This window comes from Vibrio sp. 2-1-2a, from assembly GCF_032648565.1.
GTDB classification, from domain to species: domain Bacteria; phylum Pseudomonadota; class Gammaproteobacteria; order Enterobacterales; family Vibrionaceae; genus Vibrio; species Vibrio diabolicus.
In genome coordinates, this window is the sequence record NZ_WBOH01000003.1 from 92,718 (window position 1) to 116,287 (window position 23,570).

Annotated in this window: 16 protein-coding genes and 4 tRNA genes; 10 read left to right on the plus strand and 10 right to left on the minus strand. The window is 42.5% G+C overall.

The window, feature by feature from the left end; all coding sequences use genetic code 11:
- Positions 1-211 precede the first annotated feature (211 nt).
- Together F7Y48_RS08825 and dld are read left to right on the plus strand one after the other, a co-directional pair.
- Complete coding sequence (locus F7Y48_RS08825; RefSeq protein WP_203342454.1) at positions 212-1,114, plus strand: LysR family transcriptional regulator; 903 nt, start codon at positions 212-214, stop codon at positions 1,112-1,114.
- A gap of 384 nt (positions 1,115-1,498) precedes the next feature.
- On the plus strand, positions 1,499-3,205 hold the full coding sequence (dld, locus tag F7Y48_RS08830; protein ID WP_031780543.1) for a D-lactate dehydrogenase: 1,707 nt from the start codon (positions 1,499-1,501) through the stop codon (positions 3,203-3,205).
- 140 nt (positions 3,206-3,345) lie between these two features.
- Here the strand turns inward: dld and F7Y48_RS08835 are convergent, their stop codons facing one another.
- The 4 genes from F7Y48_RS08835 to F7Y48_RS08850 form a co-directional block, all read right to left on the minus strand.
- The gene (locus F7Y48_RS08835; RefSeq protein WP_005396412.1) at positions 3,346-3,654 is read right to left on the minus strand and encodes an AzlD family protein; all 309 of its coding nucleotides are present in this window, start codon (positions 3,652-3,654) and stop codon (positions 3,346-3,348) included.
- Positions 3,651-4,382, minus strand: a complete 732-nt coding sequence (locus tag F7Y48_RS08840) for an AzlC family ABC transporter permease (RefSeq protein ID WP_316683629.1) — start codon at positions 4,380-4,382, stop codon at positions 3,651-3,653. Before F7Y48_RS08840 ends, F7Y48_RS08835 begins: the two co-directional genes overlap by 4 nt.
- Positions 4,383-4,699: 317 nt before the next feature.
- Positions 4,700-5,929 carry an alanine racemase gene (alr, locus tag F7Y48_RS08845; RefSeq protein ID WP_316683630.1) on the minus strand — a complete coding sequence of 410 codons (1,230 nt, stop codon included), beginning with the start codon at positions 5,927-5,929 and terminating at the stop codon, positions 4,700-4,702.
- A gap of 199 nt (positions 5,930-6,128) precedes the next feature.
- Positions 6,129-7,760 carry a methyl-accepting chemotaxis protein gene (locus tag F7Y48_RS08850; protein ID WP_316683631.1) on the minus strand — a complete coding sequence of 544 codons (1,632 nt, stop codon included), beginning with the start codon at positions 7,758-7,760 and terminating at the stop codon, positions 6,129-6,131.
- A gap of 552 nt (positions 7,761-8,312) precedes the next feature.
- On the opposite strand from F7Y48_RS08850, the gene F7Y48_RS08855 reads away from it, so the two are divergent.
- The 4 genes from F7Y48_RS08855 to F7Y48_RS08870 all read left to right on the plus strand — a co-directional run bounded on the left by F7Y48_RS08855 (position 8,313) and on the right by F7Y48_RS08870 (position 10,726).
- A tRNA-Leu gene (locus F7Y48_RS08855) sits at positions 8,313-8,399 on the plus strand.
- A gap of 36 nt (positions 8,400-8,435) precedes the next feature.
- Positions 8,436-8,509 (plus strand) — tRNA-Cys (locus F7Y48_RS08860).
- A 308-nt stretch (positions 8,510-8,817) separates the two neighbouring features.
- Positions 8,818-10,341, plus strand: a complete 1,524-nt coding sequence (amyS, locus tag F7Y48_RS08865) for an alpha-amylase (RefSeq protein ID WP_053808368.1) — start codon at positions 8,818-8,820, stop codon at positions 10,339-10,341.
- Positions 10,342-10,471: 130 nt separating this feature from the next.
- Positions 10,472-10,726 carry a hypothetical protein gene (locus F7Y48_RS08870; RefSeq protein ID WP_012842214.1) on the plus strand — a complete coding sequence of 85 codons (255 nt, stop codon included), beginning with the start codon at positions 10,472-10,474 and terminating at the stop codon, positions 10,724-10,726.
- 74 nt (positions 10,727-10,800) lie between these two features.
- Here the strand turns inward: F7Y48_RS08870 and F7Y48_RS08875 are convergent, their stop codons facing one another.
- Entirely contained in the window at positions 10,801-11,589 is a 789-nt protein-coding gene (locus F7Y48_RS08875) for a lipase family protein (protein WP_316683632.1), read from the minus strand.
- Between the two features lie 86 nt (positions 11,590-11,675).
- Positions 11,676-12,527 (minus strand): CHAD domain-containing protein, encoded by an 852-nt coding sequence (locus F7Y48_RS08880; protein ID WP_316683633.1) that lies wholly within the window; start codon positions 12,525-12,527, stop codon positions 11,676-11,678.
- A gap of 361 nt (positions 12,528-12,888) precedes the next feature.
- Here F7Y48_RS08880 and F7Y48_RS08885 point away from each other — a divergent pair.
- From F7Y48_RS08885 to F7Y48_RS08895, 3 genes are all read left to right on the plus strand, one after another.
- A tRNA-Leu gene (locus F7Y48_RS08885) sits at positions 12,889-12,975 on the plus strand.
- 36 nt (positions 12,976-13,011) lie between these two features.
- Positions 13,012-13,085 (plus strand) — tRNA-Cys (locus tag F7Y48_RS08890).
- 982 nt (positions 13,086-14,067) lie between these two features.
- A complete protein-coding gene (locus tag F7Y48_RS08895; protein ID WP_104973724.1) occupies positions 14,068-15,750 on the plus strand; it encodes an Ig-like domain-containing protein in 1,683 nt (560 codons plus the stop codon).
- A 72-nt stretch (positions 15,751-15,822) separates the two neighbouring features.
- On the opposite strand, the gene F7Y48_RS08900 is transcribed toward F7Y48_RS08895, so the two are convergent.
- The gene (locus tag F7Y48_RS08900; RefSeq protein ID WP_225461124.1) at positions 15,823-17,109 is read right to left on the minus strand and encodes a DUF11 domain-containing protein; all 1,287 of its coding nucleotides are present in this window, start codon (positions 17,107-17,109) and stop codon (positions 15,823-15,825) included.
- 679 nt (positions 17,110-17,788) lie between these two features.
- On the opposite strand from F7Y48_RS08900, the gene F7Y48_RS08905 reads away from it, so the two are divergent.
- Complete coding sequence (locus tag F7Y48_RS08905) at positions 17,789-19,384, plus strand: DUF11 domain-containing protein (protein WP_124007964.1); 1,596 nt, start codon at positions 17,789-17,791, stop codon at positions 19,382-19,384.
- Between the two features lie 64 nt (positions 19,385-19,448).
- Here the strand turns inward: F7Y48_RS08905 and F7Y48_RS08910 are convergent, their stop codons facing one another.
- From F7Y48_RS08910 to rnk, 3 genes are all read right to left on the minus strand, one after another.
- On the minus strand, positions 19,449-21,233 hold the full coding sequence (locus tag F7Y48_RS08910) for an Ig-like domain-containing protein (protein WP_316683634.1): 1,785 nt from the start codon (positions 21,231-21,233) through the stop codon (positions 19,449-19,451).
- A gap of 479 nt (positions 21,234-21,712) precedes the next feature.
- Positions 21,713-22,666, minus strand: a complete 954-nt coding sequence (locus tag F7Y48_RS08915) for a diguanylate cyclase domain-containing protein (RefSeq protein ID WP_104970831.1) — start codon at positions 22,664-22,666, stop codon at positions 21,713-21,715.
- A gap of 238 nt (positions 22,667-22,904) precedes the next feature.
- Complete coding sequence (gene rnk / locus F7Y48_RS08920; protein ID WP_005394604.1) at positions 22,905-23,312, minus strand: nucleoside diphosphate kinase regulator; 408 nt, start codon at positions 23,310-23,312, stop codon at positions 22,905-22,907.
- Positions 23,313-23,570: the final 258 nt, after the last annotated feature.

Here is a 23,570-nt window from a genome sequence, read left to right on the forward strand (position 1 = left end):
TATCTCGATGCCAAGTGCATCAACTTAAAACCAGCGAAAGCTGGTTTTTTTGTATCTGAATATTGATAAATTTACGCCATCTCAATTTCTTGAACTGTTGGTATAACCCTTGTTTCTTTCGCGAGTTATGCTGTTAAGTGTGCCCCTATGTTTCGCAGATTGACCAATATCCGTTTACAATATCGGTCTCCAAAGGATTTGACGAAGACGCATGAGAAATACCGACGATTACATCATTTTCTATCACCTGATCGAGCAAGGCTCATTTAGCGCTGCAGCAAGACACATGTCATTGACCAAATCGGTTGTCAGTAAACGCATCGCGAAGCTTGAACAAGAGCTTGGTGTACAGCTTCTTTACCGAACAACGCGAACGTTAACGTTGACGGAGGCAGGGCGAGCGTTCTTTACTCATGCAAAAGCCGTTTATCAAGCGGTGGCAACGGCAGAAGAATCCATTGTGGGGTTAGGTAAGAATTTATCTGGAAACATTAAAGTTTCTGTACCCACTATCTCTGGTGAGTTAATTCTTCCTCAAGTGATCAATGAGTTTAATCAGAAATATCCTGACATCAATATCGATATGGATCTAGATAATCGTTTCGTCGATATCGTGAATGAACGTTTTGATCTGGCAATTAGAACGGGTGTGTTGCCAGATTCTAGTCTGATTGCAAGAAAGCTGGTGGATGCGAATTGGATTATTTGCGCGTCACCCCAATACCTGGCTAAACATGGCATACCTAAACAACCTCAAGCCTTGGATAAACACAATTGTTTAGTCTATTCCTACCAAGAAACCGGAGCGCATGAGTGGGCGTTTAAAGATGGAGACGAGGTATATCAAATCACCGTCGACGGTAACCTCTGTACCAACAATTCTTCTGTATTGAGAAATGTGGCGCTGTTAGGGCAGGGAATCATCTATGTACCGCGTGTCTTGGTTTATGAAGACTTAAAGCAAGGCCGCCTGATTCAATTGTTCAAAGACGAAACCGCCAAATGCTTGGGTATTTATGCAGTGTATCCTTACACTCGTCAACAGCCAGAAAAAATTAAGATCTTCATTGATCATCTATACACCAGCTTTCAAAGTCAAAATCATCGATTTTAAGACAATAACTCAACACCAATCGTTATGTTGGTGTTGAGTTATTGTTTCCATCTTCATTTCTAAAAATTCTTATAAATTTAGAAGCTTAAGCTTTCTCCTTGTTTTATCACTAATATTGATAACAAGATGCTGCGCACAACTGTTAACAAATGGTTTTGCTATTGTTTCTTTTAAGAAACGGTCTGTTTCTTGCGTTAAACTTTCCGAATGTGAAAGATAAGTGACAGAAAAATAAAAGAATTATTTTGTTTGTTGTCTGTTGGCTAAGTGTTGCTCGCCTGCCTGACATAGACGCCGATAAATGGACTGCTTATAGTGGCTCAAACGCCCATTACCGTCACTAAACGGTGATGTGAGCGAAGTACAATAACGAGAGATACGGATATGAAACAAAAGCAGCTGATTGACGAATTTAAAACTATCGTTGGGGAAGAAAATGTCCTAACCGACGAGGTTAAAACAAAATACTACCGCTCAGGTTTTCGCTCAGGTAGTGGCACTGCGCTTGCTATCGTGTTTCCTAATACTCTTGTAGAACAATGGAAGATAATTAAACAGTGCGTTGAAGCAAACTGCATTATTATTATGCAGGCTGCCAAAACAGGTTTAACAGAAGGCTCAGCTCCAAGTGGTAATGATTATGACCGTGATGTGGTCGTGATCAATATTACCAAAATCAAGAAGATTCACTTATTAGATGGCGGTAAGCAGGCGGTATGCTTGCCAGGTGCAAGTTTGCACTCATTGGAAAAAGAATTGAAGGCGGTGAACCGAGCGCCGCACTCTATCATCGGTTCTTCATCATTAGGTGCCACTGTGGTTGGTGGTATCGCCAATAACTCAGGCGGTGCGTTAGTCAAGCGTGGTCCTGCTTACACGGAACTGGCGATCTATGCGCAGGTCGATAAGCAAGGCCAGTTACACCTGGTTAATCACCTTGGTATTGAAGGGTTAGGTGAAACGCCAGAAGAAATTCTGACAAACCTGCAAGAAGGAAACTTTGACCCAGCGAAGATCATTCATGACGAGCGAATGGCATCAGACAAAGAATACGATGAACGTGTTCGAGACGTGACTTCTGACATTCCTTCTCGCTTTAATGCCGATGAACGTCGATTATTTGAAGCCAGTGGCTGCGCTGGTAAATTGGGTGTTTTCGCCGTTCGAGTTGATAGCTACCCAGTACCCGAAAAAGAGCAGGTTTTTTACCTTGGCACCAATGATCCTGCGAAACTGACGAAGCTGCGAAAAGATTTCTTATCTACGTTTGAGAACTTGCCTGAGATGGGAGAATACTTGCATCGAGATATCTTCAACATGGCAGAGAAGTACGGCAAAGACGTCTTTTTATCCATCGACTTATTAGGCACAGATAAACTGCCAAAAATGTTTGCACTTAAAGCTAAAGTAGAAAATTTCTTAGAGCGCGTCCCGTTTGTTAGTAAATATCTGCCGGATACCATTTTGTACTACGCGAGTAAGTTGTTCCCACAACATTTACCAGAACGAATGCTGGATTTCCGCGATAAGTATGAGCATCACCTGGTATTAAAAATGAGTGATAGTGGTATTGCTGAGGCGCAAAAATACCTCAATGAAGTTTGGGCTGTTGAAGATGACTGTGATTTCTTCGAGTGTACGCCGGAAGAGGGTAAAAAAGCTTATTTACATCGCTTTGCAGCAGCAGGTGCAGCAATTCGTTACGAGACGATTCACCGAAAAGACGTAGAAGACATCGTTGCACTTGATATCGCTTTGCGACGTAATGATGAAGAGTGGCTAGAAACTTTACCGGAAGAGGTGAGTAAGAACCTTGTTCAAGCGCTCTATTATGGTCACTTTATGTGTTATGTATTCCATCAAGATTACATTTTCAAAAAAGGGACCGACACGAAGTTGATGAAAAAGCTGATGCTAGAACACCTCAATAGCCGTGGTGCTAAATACCCAGCAGAACATAATGTGGGTCACTTGTACGAAGCTGAAAATTCGCTGCAGAAGTTTTACCACGAGCTAGATCCAACCAACACCTTTAACCCTGGCATTGGCAAAATGGACAAATACAAGCGCAATTGTAACTGCTGTGCGTAATTTGCTATCTCACCGTGATTAATATCGTTGATCATCGTTAAAATAATGAGCATAAGATAAGCCCTGATGACACTCGTTACATCAGGGCTTCGTGTTTTGGGGCTTTTTATTGATGACTGGTATTGACGTCGAAACAACGGTTAAATAGCGCGTACCGCGGCGGCTGCGATGATGCCAGCTGCAATTGCGGGCAGAGGCTTTTTCACGATGAACATGACGACAGCAGTAGAAAAAAGTGCTGCTCTAGCACCGTAATCACCCTCAACCGCTAGTGGGGCTAAAAGGGCAACCAATACGGAACCTGACATCGCAGTGATGAAACGTTGAACCCGCTCGCTAATTGGAATAAATGACATAACATACACCCCGCCCCAGCGGGTTATGAGCGTGACTAACGCCATAGCGATGATGATAAGCAGTGTTCCACCTACGCTCGTTTCGATGTTCATGCTTTTTTCTCCTTCCAACAAGCACCTAAGACTCCACCAGTAATGGCGCCAACCACTACGTGGCTATTCTCTGGTAAATACCAATACGCCAACATAGAAGAGGCTGCTGCTGTGGCCCAAATCGCAAAGATCCTTAAGTCTTTCGGCCCTGCTACCACCATAGACAGCAGGAAGCATCCCATAACCATATCGAGCCCGAGGCCCACCGGGTCTTTGATTGCGTTACCAAAATAAATGCCGATCCAGGTTCCAACAATCCAAAACGACCACATCGCTAAGCCGCCACCAACAAGCAAACCAAAACCTGGTTCTTTTCTACCAAATGCATTGAGTGCCATTGCCCAGTTTGCGTCTGATGCTACCAGCATTACGCCGTAACGTTTTGTCGGTGGGAGTTGTCGTAACCATGGATAAAGCGTAGCGCCCATCAAGAGGTGACGAGCATTAATAGCAAATACAGTAATAAGCACTGGAATCAGAGGTACTTCTGCTCCCCACATTTCTAGCGTGGCAAATTGTGAAGCACCGGCGAAGACCAGTGTGCTCATCAACATAGTGGGAAATACATCTAGTCCAGTTTGTGCGGCGGCAACACCGAATGCGAGGCCAAATATGACCACAAACATGGACAGAGGTAAAAGTTGGGTGAAACCGTTCCACACGTCGATCCGAGTAAATTCGTGCAACTCAGATGAGGAACGCTGAAGATGTTGAGTATTTTCTGTCATAGAGATACCTAGCCAGCAGGCAAAAAGGGCAGTGCCATATGAATGCGTTTGTTATTCTTTTGTAAACTTCATGTTTAACATCAATTGAAAGGGCTTTCAAACACTAAGTGCTATATAAAAAAACAAGTATACCTGAACGATTTTAAGATGAAGGGGTTAGAGGATTTGTCATTTGCTAGGGCTCTAGGAAAGTAACGCAACGCAAATAGTAAGCTCTGCTCAATTGAGAAGAGCACGGATTGTTACAGATTAGTATATGAGTAGGAAAGCGAGCACGAGGCTCGCTTTTTCGTTCTGTTACGAACAACTGAAAGGGTTTATTTTACGTAGACACGAGGGTTCGCAGTACCCCAAACCGTGTATAGTTCTGGGAAGATGACCTCTGCATGTTCTTCCATTTCTGCTGCCGAAATCGTTTTGTCTTGCTGAGAGCCAAACAGTACAACTTCAGAACCAGGCTCAACATCTTTGATACCTGTAATATCAACCATGGTGGTGTTCATTGAAGCCACACCTGCAACTTTTGCTCGTTGGCCATTGATCAGTACTTCTGCCGTATTGCCCATTTTTCGTGGGTAGCCATCAGAGTAACCAACAGGAATGTTCGCCATTAGGCTTTCTTTGCTCGTTTTGTAGCTGCTGTCGTAACCGACAGTGCTATTTTTTGGCAGGTGGTGAACGGATGCCACGCGTGTTTTGAAAGACACGATAGAAGGGTACTCAGGGTTGGTTGGCAGATCACCGTATAAAACGCCACCAGGACGAACCATATCAAGCTGTGCTTCAGGAACATTGAGTGCGGTGTAAGAGTTGGCCACGTGCAGCAAAATATCTTCGCGTTTTAGGCCCGCTTCTTTAATCAGCCATGCAGAGCTGTCTTTGAACGAAGATAACTTTTGACGAACTTCGTCTGCATTGTAGTTAGGGAAATGAGTCATGATGCCAACAATATTAACGCCAGCTTGTTGAGCGATTTCTAGCGCTTCTTGCTTGCCCGCTTTTGTTGTCATATCAACGCCATTTCGTCCCATACCACCGTCGTTAAGAGCAAGGTGAACTTTGATTTCTTTATCCGCTTTCTCTGCTAGCTTAGACAGTGCTTTGGCTTGCTCTGCAGTACCAATCAGCTCTTCGATATTTAGGTCGATTGCGGCTTCGATCTCGCCAATATCCGCCGAGCGTACACGCATAAGTTGACCTTTAAAGCCACTGTCGCGAACGGTCTGTGCTTCGGCGTTACTTGCAATGGCAACGCAAGGAATTTGTTGTTCGATAATAGTCGGCATCAGGCCTGCGATGCCATTACCGTATGCGTCGGCTTTCATCACGGCGCAGATTTTCGTTTTGCCATCCATGTGCGACTTGAACTGCTCAATATTATCGCGGAATTGACCTAAGTTTATTTCCAGCCAAGCGTTAGCGCCTTGAACTTGCTCTGCTTTTACTACAGTGTTGCTAATTTGAAGAGGGGCAGCATTGGCTTGCATCGCAGGAGCAACGGTTGCAGCAGCGATAGTCAGTGATAGTAAGGTTTTATTTAAGCGCATAAAGTCTCCGTACGCGTTTTTTGTATTGGTTATGTTATTGAGTACTTGGGGAAAGTACCTGACGAAGTAAAACGCTCCAAGTAGTGCTTTGGAGCGTTTTTGAAGATCATGATTCAATATACCTAAATATATCTCAGTGATTGCACTCAATTTGCGCAAATCGAGGTTGATTCAATATCAACTAAGGTATCCACTGAGTTTAGCTCAGTTTAAAGCGGCTCATTACATCTTTAAGAGAAATTGACAGCTGGCTTAGCTCACGACAAGCCTGTGCGGTTTGCTCTGAGCCCTGTGATACTTCTTGAGATGCCAAGTGTATGTTTTCAATGCTGCGGTTAAGCTCTTCTGCAACAGAGTCTTGCTGGTTACAAGCCGTGGCGATTTGGGTGCCCATGTCTGAGATATCAGAAATCGAGTGTTCAATGTCGCTCATCAGCTGTTTTGATTGAATGCCTTGCTCTGCACATTCTGAGATACTGGTTCTAGAAAGTTCTGTCGCAGATTTCGCGTCTTTTGCAAGCGATTGTAGCTGTTCAATGATCGACGTAATTTCGCTGGTTGAATCTTGCGTACGGCCTGCAAGCGTTCGAACCTCGTCCGCAACCACGGCAAAACCGCGACCAGACTCACCAGCACGCGCAGCTTCAATGGCTGCATTAAGAGCAAGTAGGTTGGTTTGATCGGCAATGTCACGGATAACATCAACAATAACGTTAATTTTATTCGATTGCTGTTCAAGCTCTGCCACAGTATCGCCCGCAGCACCAATTACGTTTGAAACTTCATGAATCGCGTCAACCATGCCTTGCGTTTCACGAACACCGTGTTGTGTACGACGGTTTGCTTCGTTAGCTTGGTTCGCTGAATCTTCAGTATTACGTGCAACATCGGCTACTGCTGCTTTCATTTCTGTCATTGCCGTAGCAATGTGCGTGATTTGCAGTTGTTGATCTTTCATACCAGACGCAGAAATATCAGAGATTTGATTCATCTCTTCTACTGCACTGCTTAACTGTGTGACCGCAGCAATCACGTTGTCGATAACTTGGCGCAAGTCATCTTGCATCTTAGTGGTCGCATCTGCCAGCTCACCTAGCTCGTCATTGCCGATGGCTTTACGATCGATGTCGTTTGATAGGTCACCTGTTGCGATGGCATTTGCTTGCTCGACAACAAGTTTTAGTGGGCCACAGATAAGGCGTGTCAGCACGTACGTCATGCCTACCATGATAAGCAGAATAATCACGTTGCTTGCAATTGACGAGTTACTCAATCCATTTACAGAAGAAAGAATATGAGTTTTGTTACTGTCCATAGCATTCTTAAGTAGACGGATCAGTTCACCGAGCTCAGAGTCAACCGCTTCGAAAGCAGGTAAAGAGTTCGCCAAAATAGGGTGGGCCTTGCTTTTGTCGTTGGCTAGCATCGCTTCGTTGTACTGATCCATAGTGACCAAGTACTTTTTCCACTGACGCATAAGGCGCTGGTAAGTTTGTTGCTCTTCACCTGGCCAAATCGTTTCACCGTAAGAATCGAGCTCTTTGCTGATCTTTTCACGTTCGCGAATGTTGCTGGCAATTTTGTTTCTGATTTGGTCTGAGTCTTCATAAGTGTATGTCGCAAACTGAGCACGGCGCCAGCGAGACAAGTGATCTCGGATCGAATCTACTCTTTCCATAGCAGGAAGCGTATCATCGGTATAGTTTAAAAGCTCAGATTTAATGCTTTTGAGCTCTGTAGATAAAAATACGCCAAACGCAATGTTGACGATGGCAATGAGTAAAAACGATAGCGATATCTTTTTCGCTATAGAAAGATTCTTGATAGACATTAGTGATATACCTTGTTTTTCTTATGGTGTGTCGCCAAAGTAAACCACGTCCTTATATGTGATATATGTCCATTAAATTACTGCAACGAGTGTAAGCTATCATTATTTATTGATATTTTCGATAATGAATTGAGCTTTTTTTGAAAATAAAAAATGTCAATGATTTTATAAAGGTACGACCACATTCGATGCAAAGTTATCGGTAACAAAATATGATATTTCGTGTGAAACAGTGCCAAGAGTAGGGGCTCCAATTGTTACAGATGTTACAGAGCTGAAGAGAGTGGTGACTACGATCCGCGTTAGTCAGGCGTTTACAAGCTAAGCAGTTACGGGCATCAACATGTGTGTGACTTGAGAGTTATGAAAGCTAACGAGTGTTTCTTGGCCTAATTGAATGCCAATTGTACCGTCTGGATCGCTTTTTAAGCACTTAAATCAAAAAGATAAAATTTATTGTTGACCAGATAAATTAATCCGTTAAAGTACGCCTCGTTCTCACGGCAAAGGTCGCTGAGACAGATGGTGTCTAACCCATCGCATGATTGCGTTGCCCTGGTGGTGGAATTGGTAGACACAAGGGATTTAAAATCCCTCGGCGTTCGCGCTGTGCCGGTTCAAGTCCGGCCCGGGGCACCATCAAAATCTTTGGTGACAGAGAGACAAAATCAGAAAGGCGCCTTGGCAGAGTGGCTATGCAGCGGATTGCAAATCCGTGGACCTCGGTTCGACTCCGGGAGGCGCCTCCACTATTTCGAAAGCCAGTCTTAAATGACTGGCTTTCTTCGTTTTAAATCCATCAATCTATACTCGTTCACTCTTCTCTAAATTCCTCCCATGTTTTGATCACCATTCAATATTTTCAATGCGCTAGTCATTGATTTTATAAATGTTAAATAACTCAATAATTGTATAGGGTGATTGGTGCTAATTTCTCTTCGATTGTAATCCGAACTTTTTGTATCACAGGCAGCAACTTGGCTAGCGTTATCGTTAGCAATGCTTGGTGTGTATGAGCAGAAAGGAGGATTTTAGTCCTTAACGTGAGAGAAAAATAATGAAAACATTTAAATTAAAACGCACTATTTTACCTTTGACCTTGCTGCTAAGTTCATCTGCATTGGCTGCTGAGAATGGCACAATGATGCAGTATTTCCATTGGTATGTGCCTAACGATGGCACACTGTGGACTCAAGTGGAAAATAACGCTCCAACGCTAGCAGAAAACGGATTCACAGCGCTCTGGCTACCACCTGCATACAAAGGAGCGGGTGGCAGCAATGATGTCGGCTACGGCGTTTATGACATGTACGACTTGGGGGAGTTTGATCAAAAAGGATCAGTGCGCACCAAATACGGCACGAAAGATCAGTATCTTAGTGCTATCAATGCCGCTCACAATAACAATATCCAGGTTTATGGTGACGTGGTGTTTAACCACCGTGGTGGTGCTGATGGGAAATCTTGGGTTGATACTAAGCGGGTAGATTGGAACAACCGCAACATTGAACTTGGTGATAAATGGATTGAAGCGTGGGTGGAGTTTGATTTCCCTGGACGCAACGACAAGTACTCTAACTTCCATTGGACTTGGTACCATTTTGATGGCGTGGACTGGGACGATGCAGGTAAAGAAAAAGCCATTTTTAAATTCAAAGGTGAAGGTAAGGCATGGGATTGGGAAGTCAGTTCTGAAAAGGGGAATTACGACTACCTTATGTATGCTGACTTAGACATGGATCATCCTGAAGTTAAACAAGAACTGAAAGATTGGGGTGAGTGGTACATCAATATGACTGGTGTTGATGGCTTTAGAATGGATGCGGTGAAGCACATCAAATACCAATATCTTCAAGAATGGATTGATCACCTACGTTGGAAAACAGGGAAAGAACTCTTCACGGTCGGAGAGTACTGGAACTACGATGTGAATCAGCTGCATAACTTTATCACCAAAACTTCTGGCAGCATGTCTCTGTTCGACGCACCGCTACATATGAACTTCTACAATGCGTCTAAATCGGGTGGTAGCTACGATATGCGTCAAATCATGGATGGTACGCTGATGAAGGACAATCCAGTCAAAGCGGTAACCTTAGTAGAAAACCATGATACTCAACCTTTGCAGGCGTTGGAGTCGACGGTCGATTGGTGGTTTAAGCCGCTCGCTTACGCGTTTATCTTATTGCGTGAAGAAGGTTATCCATCTGTGTTTTATGCAGATTACTACGGCGCGCAGTACAGTGATAAAGGGCATGACATCAATATGGTCAAAGTGCCTTACATCGAAGAGCTCGTAACACTGCGTAAAGACTATGCGTATGGCAAACAACATTCTTATCTCGACCATTGGGATGTAATTGGCTGGACTCGCGAGGGCGATGCAGAACATCCACATTCAATGGCAGTGATCATGAGCGATGGACCAGGTGGCTCGAAGTGGATGTATACGGGCAAGCCAAGTACACGCTATGTCGACAAGTTGGGCATCCGAACTGAAGACATTTGGACAGATGCGAACGGGTGGGCTGAGTTCCCTGTAAATGGTGGATCTGTCTCGGTTTGGGTTAGCGTTGAGTAATCCATTCTTGTGATTTTGATACAGAACAGGCAAATTTTGATGAAACTTTGCAGTGAATCAATACGTTATTTGATATTCATATAACAAATGAGTAACTTATATTTGAGCATTATCTAGAGGAAGATGAAGAATGGAATCTATTGCTGATGTATTGGTTGTGGCTATTGTGTTCGGTGCCATATTTGGGGGCGGGATAATTAAGTTAATCTTGAATCATCGTAAAGAAGTAAGAGCTTTGGAGATATCTGAACGTAATACGATGAGCCAAGAAGAACAAGATAACCTTAACAAGCAAATTGGTGACTTGAAGCGACGCGTTGAAGTGTTAGAGCGCATAGTCACAGATAGCAAATATCAACTTGAAAAAGAAATTGCCTCTCTGTAATTCACCACAAAAACGTAAAGCCGGCTAAGTCCGGCTTTTTAGTGCCTGTACGTCATACCTTTCGGATGTTTAACTCAGCGTTCATCAAAAAAGTCTTTGTCGCGAATGTATTTACTCATAAAGTGATAAGAGAACGGTCGCATTAGCCAGCTAAATAAGGAGCGCCCAAGCCGTATGAGCGTTGGGGTGTTCTCGTATATTTTCCCGTTATATAACCATAGCATTTTGCCTACATGCCAATACAAAAAAGGTACGGGCGGCATAAAGGTCACGATGTCGATGTCGCAACAAATCCTGTATGTTTTGTGCCCCAAACGGTAGCGTTTCTTAAACGTCCAATCTCCAACCGCGGGCTGACCGAAAGTCACGACGCGTTTAATGCTCTTTGGGTATTTTTTCTCAATATAGTCGGCAAAAACACTGCCAATCGCGCCACCTGAAGAGTGACCAGTAATAGTGATTCTTTTTCCCCTAAGAATGAGCGGTACAACGATACCTTCGAGGCGCTCGAGCACGGTCAACCCCAACCGATCTTCATTTCGGCTCGGTAAACTTTCTTGAAACAGAAGATGATAGAAACCCGCGTGAATGCGGTAATTCAGTCCCAACCTTCGACAGCTTCTCGTCCACATCGCGAAGTTTAACAACCAATCACTGATACTGTGTGAGCCTTTAATCACTACGACCACTTCACTCTGTTTTTTACTCCAGAGCACGCGAATCATAATCTTACCGTGTTCATTTCTAATGACTCGTTGCCCATTAGGATCGAATCCGTATTGAGTTTGTCTGAAGACGCGAGGATAGGCGAGATTACAGAGTACGGCATAGCGCTCATATTGGTATCGTTTTAATGGTTTCACGTTATCTTTCTTTATGGAGCCTAACGACTGACTGTAATTAATGAATATTAAAAATACGTGAACCTAGGTTAGTGCTGGTAGAGGCATTATGTGTTGGTATCGTGGATGAAAGCCTCAAATTGGTCTAAGTGCGTTAAGATGGTCTGGCGCGAAGTATCGTGATGTTCACTAAGCACGTTAATTAGCTTTTTCAAAGCCTTACGATCTTGTTTATTGAGGTTTACTGCCTCTTTGAGCTGTGTGAAAAATTCAATTTGACTTGAAGTGTCGTTAAAATCACCGAGCTTGTCTTGTAATAGTTTTAATTGTTTCACGTTGTTTTTGTGCTGTGGGGAAGGGTAGAGTGCGGAAAACCCTTCTAACAAATAACGCAGCGCTTTGCACTTTATCCTCATTGAGTGGATCACGCTGTCACGACTTTTGTCCGAAATCTTGCGCCGTGCTTTGTCGACCTTTTTAAATTGTTCGGAGACTTTTTGGCTTGCGAAGAGTAACGCAGGTACGTTGTTATCCACTCGTTCGTGTTGTGTACTTCGCAGCAGACTATTCCTGACCAAAGTGCAGTGCATAGTGTATTCTTGTGTCGCTAGCCAACGCGCAACTTTTGCCTGTTCGTAAGCACGTTCGGATTCTATAAAGCCAAAAAGCGGCTCAAGAGAGGGTTTGTGGTTTGGGAGCATTTCAATGTATTGGCTTTTGTCCAAGATAAATACGTCTAAATCACGCAGCTTATTTGTTTTCTTCATCATTATTTTTAAATGAGGTTTCAAAATACGCTGTTCAAAAGGAGGTATCAATTCGCGAAGTAGCAAGCATAGTGAGCGTATGCGCCTTAGTGTGACGCGATACTGGTGTGTATATTCAGGGTCCAAGTCATGGACGATCCCTTGTTCCAGAGAGCGTGCATAATCAAATTCAGTAAGTAAGAAGTGGGGCACTACGAAGTCGAGTTCGGAATCAGTGTGTAGCGGTAATTGAAATGATGACTTTCGAAACATGATGAGCGCTTATTTGTCCCCTGCAGTACGAGTTAAGTTTATACCCATATTGTCTATTTGTGCGACTTGTCGATTCCTCGTTGACATGAAGTGATGAAGCAAAGCAAACCAGAGCAAAGCATGCTGATGTTCTTGTGAGCAAAATGATCGCCCTTTGTTCGTTTGAGTTGGCTTTTTAACCATTTGAATAAAAAAGACTAATTTTTTGTTGACCAGATAAATTAATCCGTTAAAGTACGCCTCGTTCTCACGGCAAAGGCCGCTGAGACAGATGGTGTCTAACCCATCGCATGATTGCGTTGCCCTGGTGGTGGAATTGGTAGACACAAGGGATTTAAAATCCCTCGGCGTTCGCGCTGTGCCGGTTCAAGTCCGGCCCGGGGCACCATCAAAATCTTTGGTATCAGAGATACAAAATCAGAAAGGCGCCTTGGCAGAGTGGCTATGCAGCGGATTGCAAATCCGTGGACCTCGGTTCGACTCCGGGAGGCGCCTCCACTATTTCTAAAAACCGGCCTAGTGCCGGTTTTTTAGTATCTGGTATTGTCAAACTATTCTAATACACACTTTTTAATTGAATAATTAATTTTTGTACAAATACCAACCTCAATTATCAGTTAATCATTCTTTAACTAGTTTTCCCGAATTGCTATCTATAGCGTCATATTGTCACGTGATTTTAGTTCAATACTGAAAATAAAGTTGCACATATATCCTGCTTGTTTCTCTATATGTCTCTAGTTGATATTGCACTGTATCGCTCAGTCTGTCTTTTAATCGAGTATAAAACTAGGTGAGCAAAAAACTTTTCACCACTTTAATTTAACGTAAATTTAACAATTAAAGATGGATAATATTACTCAAGAGTTGTTGAGGTATATTATTCGAATGACTCGTTATTAAGTTAATGAATTTAAAGGTTATAATTTCATGCGATGAAATTGAGGTTGTTTTAGTTCAATTTCTACTTGTTTGATTTTTAATGATTTAAATTGGCTGTAGTGCAAGTGATTTATTAAAGTCATTGTTGAATACAAAGTTTGTTCATATAAAACAATCATAAGGTTATTTTAAGTAACTGACAAAAATGGACAAATTTATTATTACACAAACTTAACCTAAATTACTTATCGCTCTGGTTGAATTTTGACCGGTTGCTTTGCTATGATTCCGGCTCTTATATTTTTGGTGGTTATCCTTTTATAACCATGTTGATGTATATAGGAACATATTTGGCTTTATAGGCTAGGGCATTTTATTGCCTAAAATTTATATTATTTTACCCTACCATTTCTGCTTATATTGTCGGGAAGGTGAACTAGTTATTAATTTAAAATTAGGTGAAGCAGTGATAAAAAATATTAAAATAAATAGAACAATCCTAAATAAAGGGTTGTCATTTTTATTAGTAATATTCGCTTGTTTACAGAGCATCCATTACGCCAGTGCAGCAGGAAGTACGACGGGACAGCAAAATACATTGGTTATCCTGCTGAACTTCAAAGAAAACCCAAATGAGCAGCCATTAACTTTGTCAGAGGCAAATAATCTAATCTTTGGCACAGTGAATGACTTCTACCGTGAAAGCTCTTTTGATCAAATGTGGCTGTCTGGGAAAGTCGTAGGTTGGTTTAATTTGCCGTTGTCTAATCAGGTTTGTGATTTTACCGCTGTTCAAGATGCAGCGGATCAAGAAGCCATCGCTGCGGGAGTGAAGCTTGAAGAGTACGATCGTATTGTTTACTTGATGACAAAAACGGCATGTGGTGTCGCTGGATCGGCAACTATTGATGGCATGCCTTCACGCGCGCACATCAATGGTGATTTTTCTCCGATGAATATCGCTCATGAGCTTGGACATAACTTTGGTTTGCATCACTCTCGTGCTCTTGATTGTGGCGAGCATACGCTTTCAGACAACTGTACGTTGCGTGAATACGGTGATACCTATGATGTAATGGGTGGTCCAGACATCGGCTATTTGAATACTTTCCAGCGCGAGCGACTAGGATGGCTAGAGGGAGAGCACGCTTCAAAGACACTGGAAGTTACTCAAAATGGTACTTACTCCATCGCGAATTACGAGACGACTAGTGATCAGCCAGTTACGATAAAAGTACCTCGTGGTACTGATCCTTCTACAGGTGCAAAAAAATGGTTTTACATTGAATACCGCCAGTCTATTGGGTTTGACGACTTTTTAGATGCTCGTTCTTACTCGTTCTATCGTGGGGACGTTACGGATGGCATCATCATTCGAAGCGCTGTAGAAGGCGATGGGCGCAGCAGTAATCTGCTTCACTTTAAAACTGATTCTGAATATCGTGCGGTTTTTGGCCGAAATGACTGGTTTGACCCATCTATGCCGGTCGGTGGTAGCTATACTGACCCAGACTCAGGTGTAACATTGAGTTTGGTGAGTGCAGCGAACGGCATCGCCGAAGTAAGCGTTGTCTTTGACGGCTCTGACAACGGTAATATCGGGACTTGTACTGTAAATGCTCCATCAGTGACTGCGAAAGCTGCAACAAACAACTCGGTTGCAGCCGGCGATGAGGTTCAATATCAGGTCACTATTACCAACAAAGATAGTGCAGATTGTTCAGCGAGCAGTTTTTCTGTAAACGCGTCAGTGCCAACTGGTTGGAAAGCAAGCAGCAATGCAATCACGCTAGCAGCAGGTGAAACCGGACAAGTAATGATATCAGTCGTATCTTCGGTTGACGCTAGTGATAAAGACTATGCTTTGAATATGATCGTGACGCACGGAGAGGACTCAAGTCTGCAAACCGCAGCATCCGTGAATTACTCTGTAACTACTGAAATCTCGCCATCACCAGAGCTCGTTGCTGTTGATGATCAGGTGACTATGTCTTCGAAACAGTCGGTGATTATCGATGTGATGGCAAACGATGTTGTTGGAGAGCAAAACTCTGCAAGCGTGCTTTCTTTTACTAGACCAAGTAAGGGGCGACTAGAGCTGTTATCAGATGGCACCCTGCGTTACACACCTGAGAAGAAATTCAAAAATAACGACAGCTTTACCTATACCATAGGTGATGGTCAAAGCAGCTCGACCGCTCAGGTCTCAGTGAAGTTAGAGTCCTCATCTGGTGGCGATTCTGGCAACTCTGGTAACAATGGGAAAGGTAAGAATAAATAGAACGATATAGTTCGAAAGAAAACGCCTGACGAGTTAACGTCAGGCGTTGTTTTATTAAGTTGTAAGTAGACCTTATTCAGGGCAGTTAACAGGCTCTGGACAAGTTGGACATAGCGTACATTCTGCAGACGCTGTTATCGCTTCTACGACAACATTACCGAAGATAGTTTCACCACTCGCATCCACAGTATCTGTAAACGCTCTGACCTCTTCACCCGGTAATGGAAGGCCTTCACCATCTCCTGGGATTGGCTCGTAGTTACCAGTAAAGTCGTAACACTCAGCAGGCGCAAGCATACCAACTTGGATTGGATTCGAGTCTTTGTTGTCGATTACGACAATGCCGTCAATGGTGACATTGGAGGTATTACATACACTACCACTGTAATTGACTTGAAGACCGTATTCATTAATACCAGTATCTTCAAATCGATTCACGACGACGACACTACAGTCTTTCTCTAGAGACAATGAACCAGGGATGTTCTGGCTTGGGCATTCCCAATCTGCGTTGTCAGAAACCGCAACACCACCACCAGTTTCAAGTGCTGCGCTTACTTCTGCGTAGTTAGTGATACCGTTTTGGTCAATAATAAACGAACCATTAAACTCTTGCGTTTGTCCAACGGCGAGCATCGCTAAATTGAACACATGGTCACCAGCAGCCATATCGTTGTCAACGGCTGTAGTGTCTGTTGCCACAACATCATACAATGCAAAGTCACCGGTGTTTTCTACAGTGAGTTTATAGTTGTATTTCAGAGTGTTACCATTGACAACATCACCAAATGTACAAGTTTTAGTGATTTTAATGTCTGGGACGCCTGGTGTGTAACAGAATGAAATATGACTTAAGCCATAGTATCTACCATTGTTACCCACAGGTGCATGTAGTAAGGCATCATCTTGATACAATAATCCATCTGTAAAGTAGTTATATAGGTTTCCGTCAGGACCACCTTTTACGAAGATAGCTTGCATGATCACAGGGCTATCACCTTGATCCCAACTGAAGGTTTTTGCCCCAGGTTGTTGATCAATAACCACTTCAAGCATGCCATCACCGAAAGTGCCGTCTGTAACTGGCTCAAGCTTGTATTCTATCAAACCATCGATCCCTGGAAGTAATTGTTGACAGGTGTTATTCCCTTCAACAAATATTGGTTGCACGCCTCGGCTTGAAGGGTCGCCAGCGGATGCGTAAACAATTTGAGAGCTCAGCACTAAGCTAACCGCTATGACCCAAGTAAACAGCTTAAACATGCTGCTGATATTGATCGCTGTAAGTATATTCTGGCTACATAAAGTGGAACAACGGTAACTCTTATTGCCCCACCAAGAGTTAAATATGGTTTTCATAAAACCTCCTTGTGTAAGTGGGCTCACTACGTCCTTGAGCCCACATACGTGATAGTTTTCTCACAGAGTTAAACTGCGCCAGTTGACTAGCATAGAGTGTTCCATATTTAACCTTTTGTATTTGTTGATTATTTTTTATTTTTGTACAGAGGGGTGAACAGTTTGTTTATATTTTCATAAATGGTTGAGCTAAAACTTATTCGCTAAACGACTGAATATGTTTTAGTTAAATGAGTATTCAATTAGATGTGTAAAGGATGTAACACTATGCAAACAGGTCTTACACATCACCTTCACATTAGTTGGAGAGGTGAGTAAGCGTCTATTTCATATTCATAGTGGACAGTTTCAATACCGTCGTTTTTGTGCATCTGTCACAGGTGTAAACAATAAAGTGTCAATCTGTAACATTATCCTAGAACACGTATATATCTTTGTTATCGTAGGTTTTTTTGTCTCTTTTGTTTTCTTTCTCTTTCTTTAAAATTGAACACTCTGTTCATTCTCTTCGCTGTTGAAAATATTTAGTTTAATAAAATCATAACCTTAAGTAGTGGCATGCTCTATGCGTTATACGAGCTCGAAACGAAAGTTGTATCTCGCTTTCACTCTTTCTTAAAAGGCAATTAATGACATAGGGACCTTCGTCTAGCTTTAGAAGCGTTCTAAGGAGTAGGTTATGAATTCTTGTAAGTCAGGTATCTGGCATACGATGAAGAGCTTTCTTTATGCAATATTTACAAGCTTGCTAATAGGTAGCTCTGCATTTGCAACACCAACAGATGGCGTATTTGAGTTAGAAGCAAATGCTAATGCGATAGATGACTCTGGAGTAGGTGCTCCAGATGACTGGTCAACGCCGCCAAACAGTGGTGGAGCATTAGTATTTAGCTTTGAGAATGACACGGCAACACCGGATACAATCTTTACTGGTGGTAATAAAGACATCAAAGACATACCGGAACTTGGTTGGAAGACTGGTACGGTACTTGATAAAGGGGACATTCTTCATGCGTATGCAGCGGCATACAACATTAATAATGACCTTGTACTCACCTTTGGTGCAGACCGTTTTGGTAACAGCGGTGATGCCTTCTTAGGTTTTTGGTTTTATCAAGACTCGGTCAGTACAAACCCAGACGGTACATTCACGGGTCAACATATTGCTGGCGACCTTTTGATTCAGGTGAATTATTTGCAAGGGGCAAATGAGGGGCCAGAAATTTTGGTTCTTGAATGGGACACAACTTGTGCGAAAGCTGATAACAATAATCCACAAGATGGTCAGTGTGCTGCGACAAACTTACGTTTGAAAGTTAAGACAAATGCACTGTGTTCACCAGGCGCGCAAGATGTGTGTGCTTCAACCAATACAACTGACTCACCTGCACCATGGGCGTATACGCCAAAAAGTGGTGTCGAAAATGTCTTCCCTCCAGAAACCTTCTTTGAAGGTGGTGTAAACCTTACTGAACTTCTACAAACAGACACCTGTTTTAGCTCGTTTGCAGCCGAAACAAGAGCATCAAGCAGTATTACCGCTCAGTTGAAAGACTTTGTGGTTGGTGACTTTGAGTTGTGTAGTGTTGATATCACTAAAACATGTAATCAAGCGGTCGTGAATGAAACAGAAGATGGTTACGTTTACTCATACAGCGGCGACGTGATTAATGATGGTGTCGGTACGCTCTACGATGTTGTTGTAGAGGATTTAGAAGCAGGTACTACACATAGCTTAGGTGCCATTGCTTCAGGTGACAGTGCTTCATACAGCGGCAGTTTTGAAAGTACAAGCAATGGTCTAACTAATACGGTGAAAGTCACAGCAGCTGCGACTCCGGGTGGCCAAGCGACCATTAGTGATACTGCAAGTGATCCATGTGAGTCATTGAGCTTGTCTCCAATGATTAGTGTAACGAAATCATGTGAAAGCGGCTTCAAACTTACTGAAAACGGTATAATTGCAGAAGTGAGCTTCTCGGGAATGGTATGTAACACAACGCCTGGACTTACTTTAGTGAATGTTTCTGTGGTGGATGACTCAGGTACGCCTGAGGATGCTTCTGATGACGTGACAGTAGTGGATAATATCGAACTCGCTTCGGATCAATGCCAGTCTTATACTGGTAGTTATATCCCAACGGCATTTAGCAATGCAGAAACACAATCTTTCCGTGATACTGTGACAGCGGTTGGTTTCTTGAAAATCGATAATACTCAAGCGACGAATACAGCTTCTGCAGACTGTGATATTTGTCCAGCACCAAGCAACTAATTGACGTCTTGTGAATAAAAAGCCTGGAGTATTCTCCAGGCTTTTTCATATTGAATTGCGTGATTTAGTTCGGTTTCCCTTTACCGTTTCCACCACCATTCCCACCAGAAGTCGATTGTAAGGTGATACTAATCGTCGCGGTTGAAGAAGATTGACCGTCACTGATCGTATAAGTAAATGAATCATTATTCTTAAACTTCTTCGAAGGTGTGTATTCAATGGAGCCATCACTCAGTACACGGGCGCTGCCTTTGTTTGGCTTAGCGACCGTAATCGCAAGAGAGGTCGATTGTTCAAACGAGTCATTATTTAACTGCTCGATGCGAACGACGGATTTATCACTGATCGTTACGCTATCATTCACCGCCTCAAGTGGTGACGTTGACTCAGATAACACTGTGTAAGATAGCTCGGTTTTGGCTGATTGTTCATTTTCAGCATCTATAACGTCAACGGCTATGCTGTAAGAGTTCGGTTGAGCATCGATGTTTGACGTAACCATGACCGTCGTTTCTGCACTCATGCCGGAAGGAACCGTCAAGGCGCTTGCGTCATAATTCCATCCGTCAGGAACGCTTAAAGCCGTTGTATAGGTCGCGTCTGTACATTCTGTATTGTTCTGGTTCGTCACTTTAAGATTATACGCTAACGTTTCTCCGGCATTAGCATCAGAACCTGATAGTGGGGTTAGAGAGAGTAGAGGCGATGTCGCAACGCATTGCCCTGATTCACCACCAAATATGACACTGACCTGTGCGTTTTGACCATTAGCACTTTCCAAAGTAATCGACACGCCTGTTTTTGGATCGGTGAACGTTCCACCAATTGGAAGAGCAGGGTCTTCCCAGTCATTACTCCCAAATAATTGTTTGAAAGTGGAGTCAGGCTTCATGTGTAGCAAGCGGCTACTTTTAAGATCACCGTCTGTCGCTAGGCGCACAACCACACCTTCTGTCACATCTTGGCGGTATACGATGTACGAACGGTCACGTAAAAAGCTGTCGTAGCCAAGAGCTTGTCGATATTCAACGTAAAACCATTGGCGCTGACCTGTAATTGGATCGGTACCTCTTGGGATCTTTAAAACTTTTGATGAAGTACTTTCAAAGTCTTCATAGGCATCAATAGAGTAAACACCATCACTAGAAATGATTTGAGCAGGGGAGGTCTGCCACCCTAAGTTTTCCAATTGGAAGGCGCTAAAGTAACCCATATCGTAGTTACCCATTGTATCGTAGCTATCACCGTACTCTATGACACGGCAATCACCAGCCAACGTACCGTCTTTACAGTCGAGTGCGGAAGCGTGATGCAATCCAAAATTGTGTCCTAATTCATGGGCAATAACTCGAGGCTCGAAAACCGCATTTATTGACGCTCTAGAGGGAGTTACTCCTTGACTACCAGAGCCTTCTGATGCACATCCAGTTTTGGTTGTTAAGTAGATAAAACGGTCATAGTTTGATAGTTGATATCCCGCAGTTTCAGCCATTTTGTTGGCTTCCGCTGCTACAGCATCATCATCACAAATTTGGTTTGATATCGGTAAGGTGAATGTTCCAGCAACATCACCAGATAGCCAAAGTTGCCCCTGGGACATTTGCGAATAGAAGTCGCTAACGGTATTAAAAACAACATGATGGGCGTCTTCTTTAGAGATCGGGATCTCTTGAGGGTTTTCTTGGAAATTGACGAGTACAACTAATGTTTTTTGTTCACCACTAGCCACTTGCTCAACATAAGCCTCTGATGAAAAAGAATATGCTGACACGAGGGTTACAAAGCCAAGAGCTAGCAAGCGTAAATTTGACGCAACAAAGCCCAATTGAGGGAGGATGACCTTCTTCAATTTATATACCTACTTAATATTTTGATATTAAATGAAATTACAAATTCATAATGTTTTAAATAAAATAAATACCGAGCTCTACCCAAATAGAACCAGTAATTATCAAGTGTGCATTATGTTTTATAAAGTTTGTTTTATATTTGTGTGTGTTTATTACTTTTAAACACGAGGCGAGATATTAGCAGAAGGGGTGGTTAAAATTCAACCATGCATTTCGGTTTTTATAAGCTTATGAATTATAATGTTTAACTACTTTTTACTAGTGGTTTTTATAAAAATAATAAGAAATAATATTGTATGCAACAAAAGCAGTTACAAAGACAGTAATAATATTACACCGTGTAGTATGCAACACTCTTAATTGTTTGTTATTTCTTTTGTTTCCTATATAAATGACTTATTAAAAATAAGACGCTATCAATTCCATAGAGAAAATTGTCAAATTAAAGAAATATTAATTTCAAAAAACAAGAGACTTATTATATCTGGATATAGGCAACGCCATTTTTGCCATTTTTCTTTATCTCATACATTGCATGATCGGCTTTTTGATAAACTTCATTAAACTGTTGTTTTCCTTTATCAAATAGACAAACACCGATGCTCATTCCAATCGTTACTTTATTTAAGTCCTGATTTATCGCAGGAATGATGGAACTTAAGAGTCGATCACAAAGTTGAGATATTTCTTCTTGATTTGAATAAGAGCTTAAAACGACAAACTCATCTCCTCCTATGCGTCCGACTTGAGACTTGCTTGGCGCAAGCTCTGTTAAGCTATTGGCGATATTAATGAGGAGAGTATCACCAGTATGATGGCCTAGCTGGTCGTTAACTGCTTTAAAATTATCTATATCAACAAACACTAAGGCAGACTGCTGAGACGGCTTGGTTTGAGGTTGATGATTAAAGTTTTCCTCAATTGCTTTTCTATTTAACAGTCCGGTCAATGGATCACTCGAAGCTAACTTAGCCAGTTGCTGCTCATATCGCTTTTCTTTTGTAATATCGATATGAGTGCCCATCATGCGTAGTGGTTCGCCATCAGAACCATACTCGACGATGCGCCCTCGATCGTAGACCCAACTATCACTGCCGTCTTTATGAATCATGCGATGAACTACCTCATAAAGGTCGGTTTTGCCAGCTAGGTGATCTTCAAATGCACCCACCGCAAGATCATAATCTTCAGGGTGGAGATTGTTTTTCCACGTTTCAACCGTCGCGGTTAACTCATGGGGCTGATAACCTAGCATTTTGCCCCACTGCATATTGAATATCGTCAAAGTACCTGAAGGAATATGCTGCTCCCACAAACACAGTCCATTACTGTCGAGTGCTGCATTCAACTTTTCTTGTAGTCGCGCATTTTTCCGCTTCAGCTCTTCATTTTCTTTTTCTAAGACGGCAATTCGAGTTAGATATTCTTCCATTTTGCGCATAATTTACGTCGTTTTCGGAGCGACAATATACGAAAAATACTTTGCAATTTCTATGATTGAGCTTGGAGATATAAGTATTGAATATGCGGTAAATAATAAAGAATCGGTGATGTTACTTAAGAGCAGCAAAGTAAATGCTTGGAAAAACAAAGAGGGAAATAGGGGATAAGCGAGGGGCTCTCCTGGTGCAAAGTCATAAATGAGGCCTTTGCACCGGGACTACTGAGGGTTAGCGGTTTAGTGCACCACAACGCTCAGGCTGGTAGGTGATATCGACAATTTCAATTGTCTTCACTTGATTATTTGGCATTGGCCATTCAAGTTTTTGACCAACAGACAAACCGATCAGTGCGCTGCCTACGGGCGCAAAAATGGAAATATCATCACTGCTTTTCAGCTCAGATGGGTAAACCAGTGTCTTTGTCATGGTTCTATCTTCACCTGCAAATTTAAACTCTACAGTTGAGTTCATCGTGACCACATTATCTGGCATTTGTTCTGGCTCAAGAACCGTCGCACGGTCTAGCTCTGCTTCTAGCTCAACAAGCTCCGCCGCGATGTTTGGCATTTTATCCAACAAAGCCGTGATTCGGTTCATATCTAAGCTTGAAATGTAGATAGAATTGTTTTCTGACATTTTATGACTCCCAAATAAAAGGCCGCCTCACAAACATGGGACGGCACTCTATATGTCAATTACGGTATCAATCATATGGATTTTATTCCATATGAACTAAATCAGATTCTAGTCTTTATAGTGCGACTTAGCTAGTAAAAGATTTTTGTTGTGAGACTTGATTTTTCTAAAACTTTCAGTCACTTCAGTTGTTCACCTTTAATAGCCTTGAAACTGCTAGGTTAAAACGAATGCTTTGTTTTTAAACAAAGCAGGGTT

What these genes read in the sequence shown, in the direction of transcription:
- F7Y48_RS08825 (WP_203342454.1), top strand. Translation starts at nt 212, where the DNA reads ATGAGAAATACCGACGATTACATCATTTTCTATCACCTGATCGAGCAA.
- dld (WP_031780543.1), top strand. Translation starts at nt 1,499, where the DNA reads ATGAAACAAAAGCAGCTGATTGACGAATTTAAAACTATCGTTGGGGAA.
- F7Y48_RS08835 (WP_005396412.1), bottom strand. Translation starts at nt 3,654, where the DNA reads ATGAACATCGAAACGAGCGTAGGTGGAACACTGCTTATCATCATCGCT.
- F7Y48_RS08840 (WP_316683629.1), bottom strand. Translation starts at nt 4,382, where the DNA reads ATGACAGAAAATACTCAACATCTTCAGCGTTCCTCATCTGAGTTGCAC.
- alr (WP_316683630.1), bottom strand. Translation starts at nt 5,929, where the DNA reads ATGCGCTTAAATAAAACCTTACTATCACTGACTATCGCTGCTGCAACC.
- F7Y48_RS08850 (WP_316683631.1), bottom strand. Translation starts at nt 7,760, where the DNA reads ATGTCTATCAAGAATCTTTCTATAGCGAAAAAGATATCGCTATCGTTT.
- amyS (WP_053808368.1), top strand. Translation starts at nt 8,818, where the DNA reads ATGAAAACATTTAAATTAAAACGCACTATTTTACCTTTGACCTTGCTG.
- F7Y48_RS08870 (WP_012842214.1), top strand. Translation starts at nt 10,472, where the DNA reads ATGGAATCTATTGCTGATGTATTGGTTGTGGCTATTGTGTTCGGTGCC.
- F7Y48_RS08900 (WP_225461124.1), bottom strand. Translation starts at nt 17,109, where the DNA reads ATGAAAACCATATTTAACTCTTGGTGGGGCAATAAGAGTTACCGTTGT.
- F7Y48_RS08905 (WP_124007964.1), top strand. Translation starts at nt 17,789, where the DNA reads ATGAATTCTTGTAAGTCAGGTATCTGGCATACGATGAAGAGCTTTCTT.
- F7Y48_RS08915 (WP_104970831.1), bottom strand. Translation starts at nt 22,666, where the DNA reads ATGGAAGAATATCTAACTCGAATTGCCGTCTTAGAAAAAGAAAATGAA.
- rnk (WP_005394604.1), bottom strand. Translation starts at nt 23,312, where the DNA reads ATGTCAGAAAACAATTCTATCTACATTTCAAGCTTAGATATGAACCGA.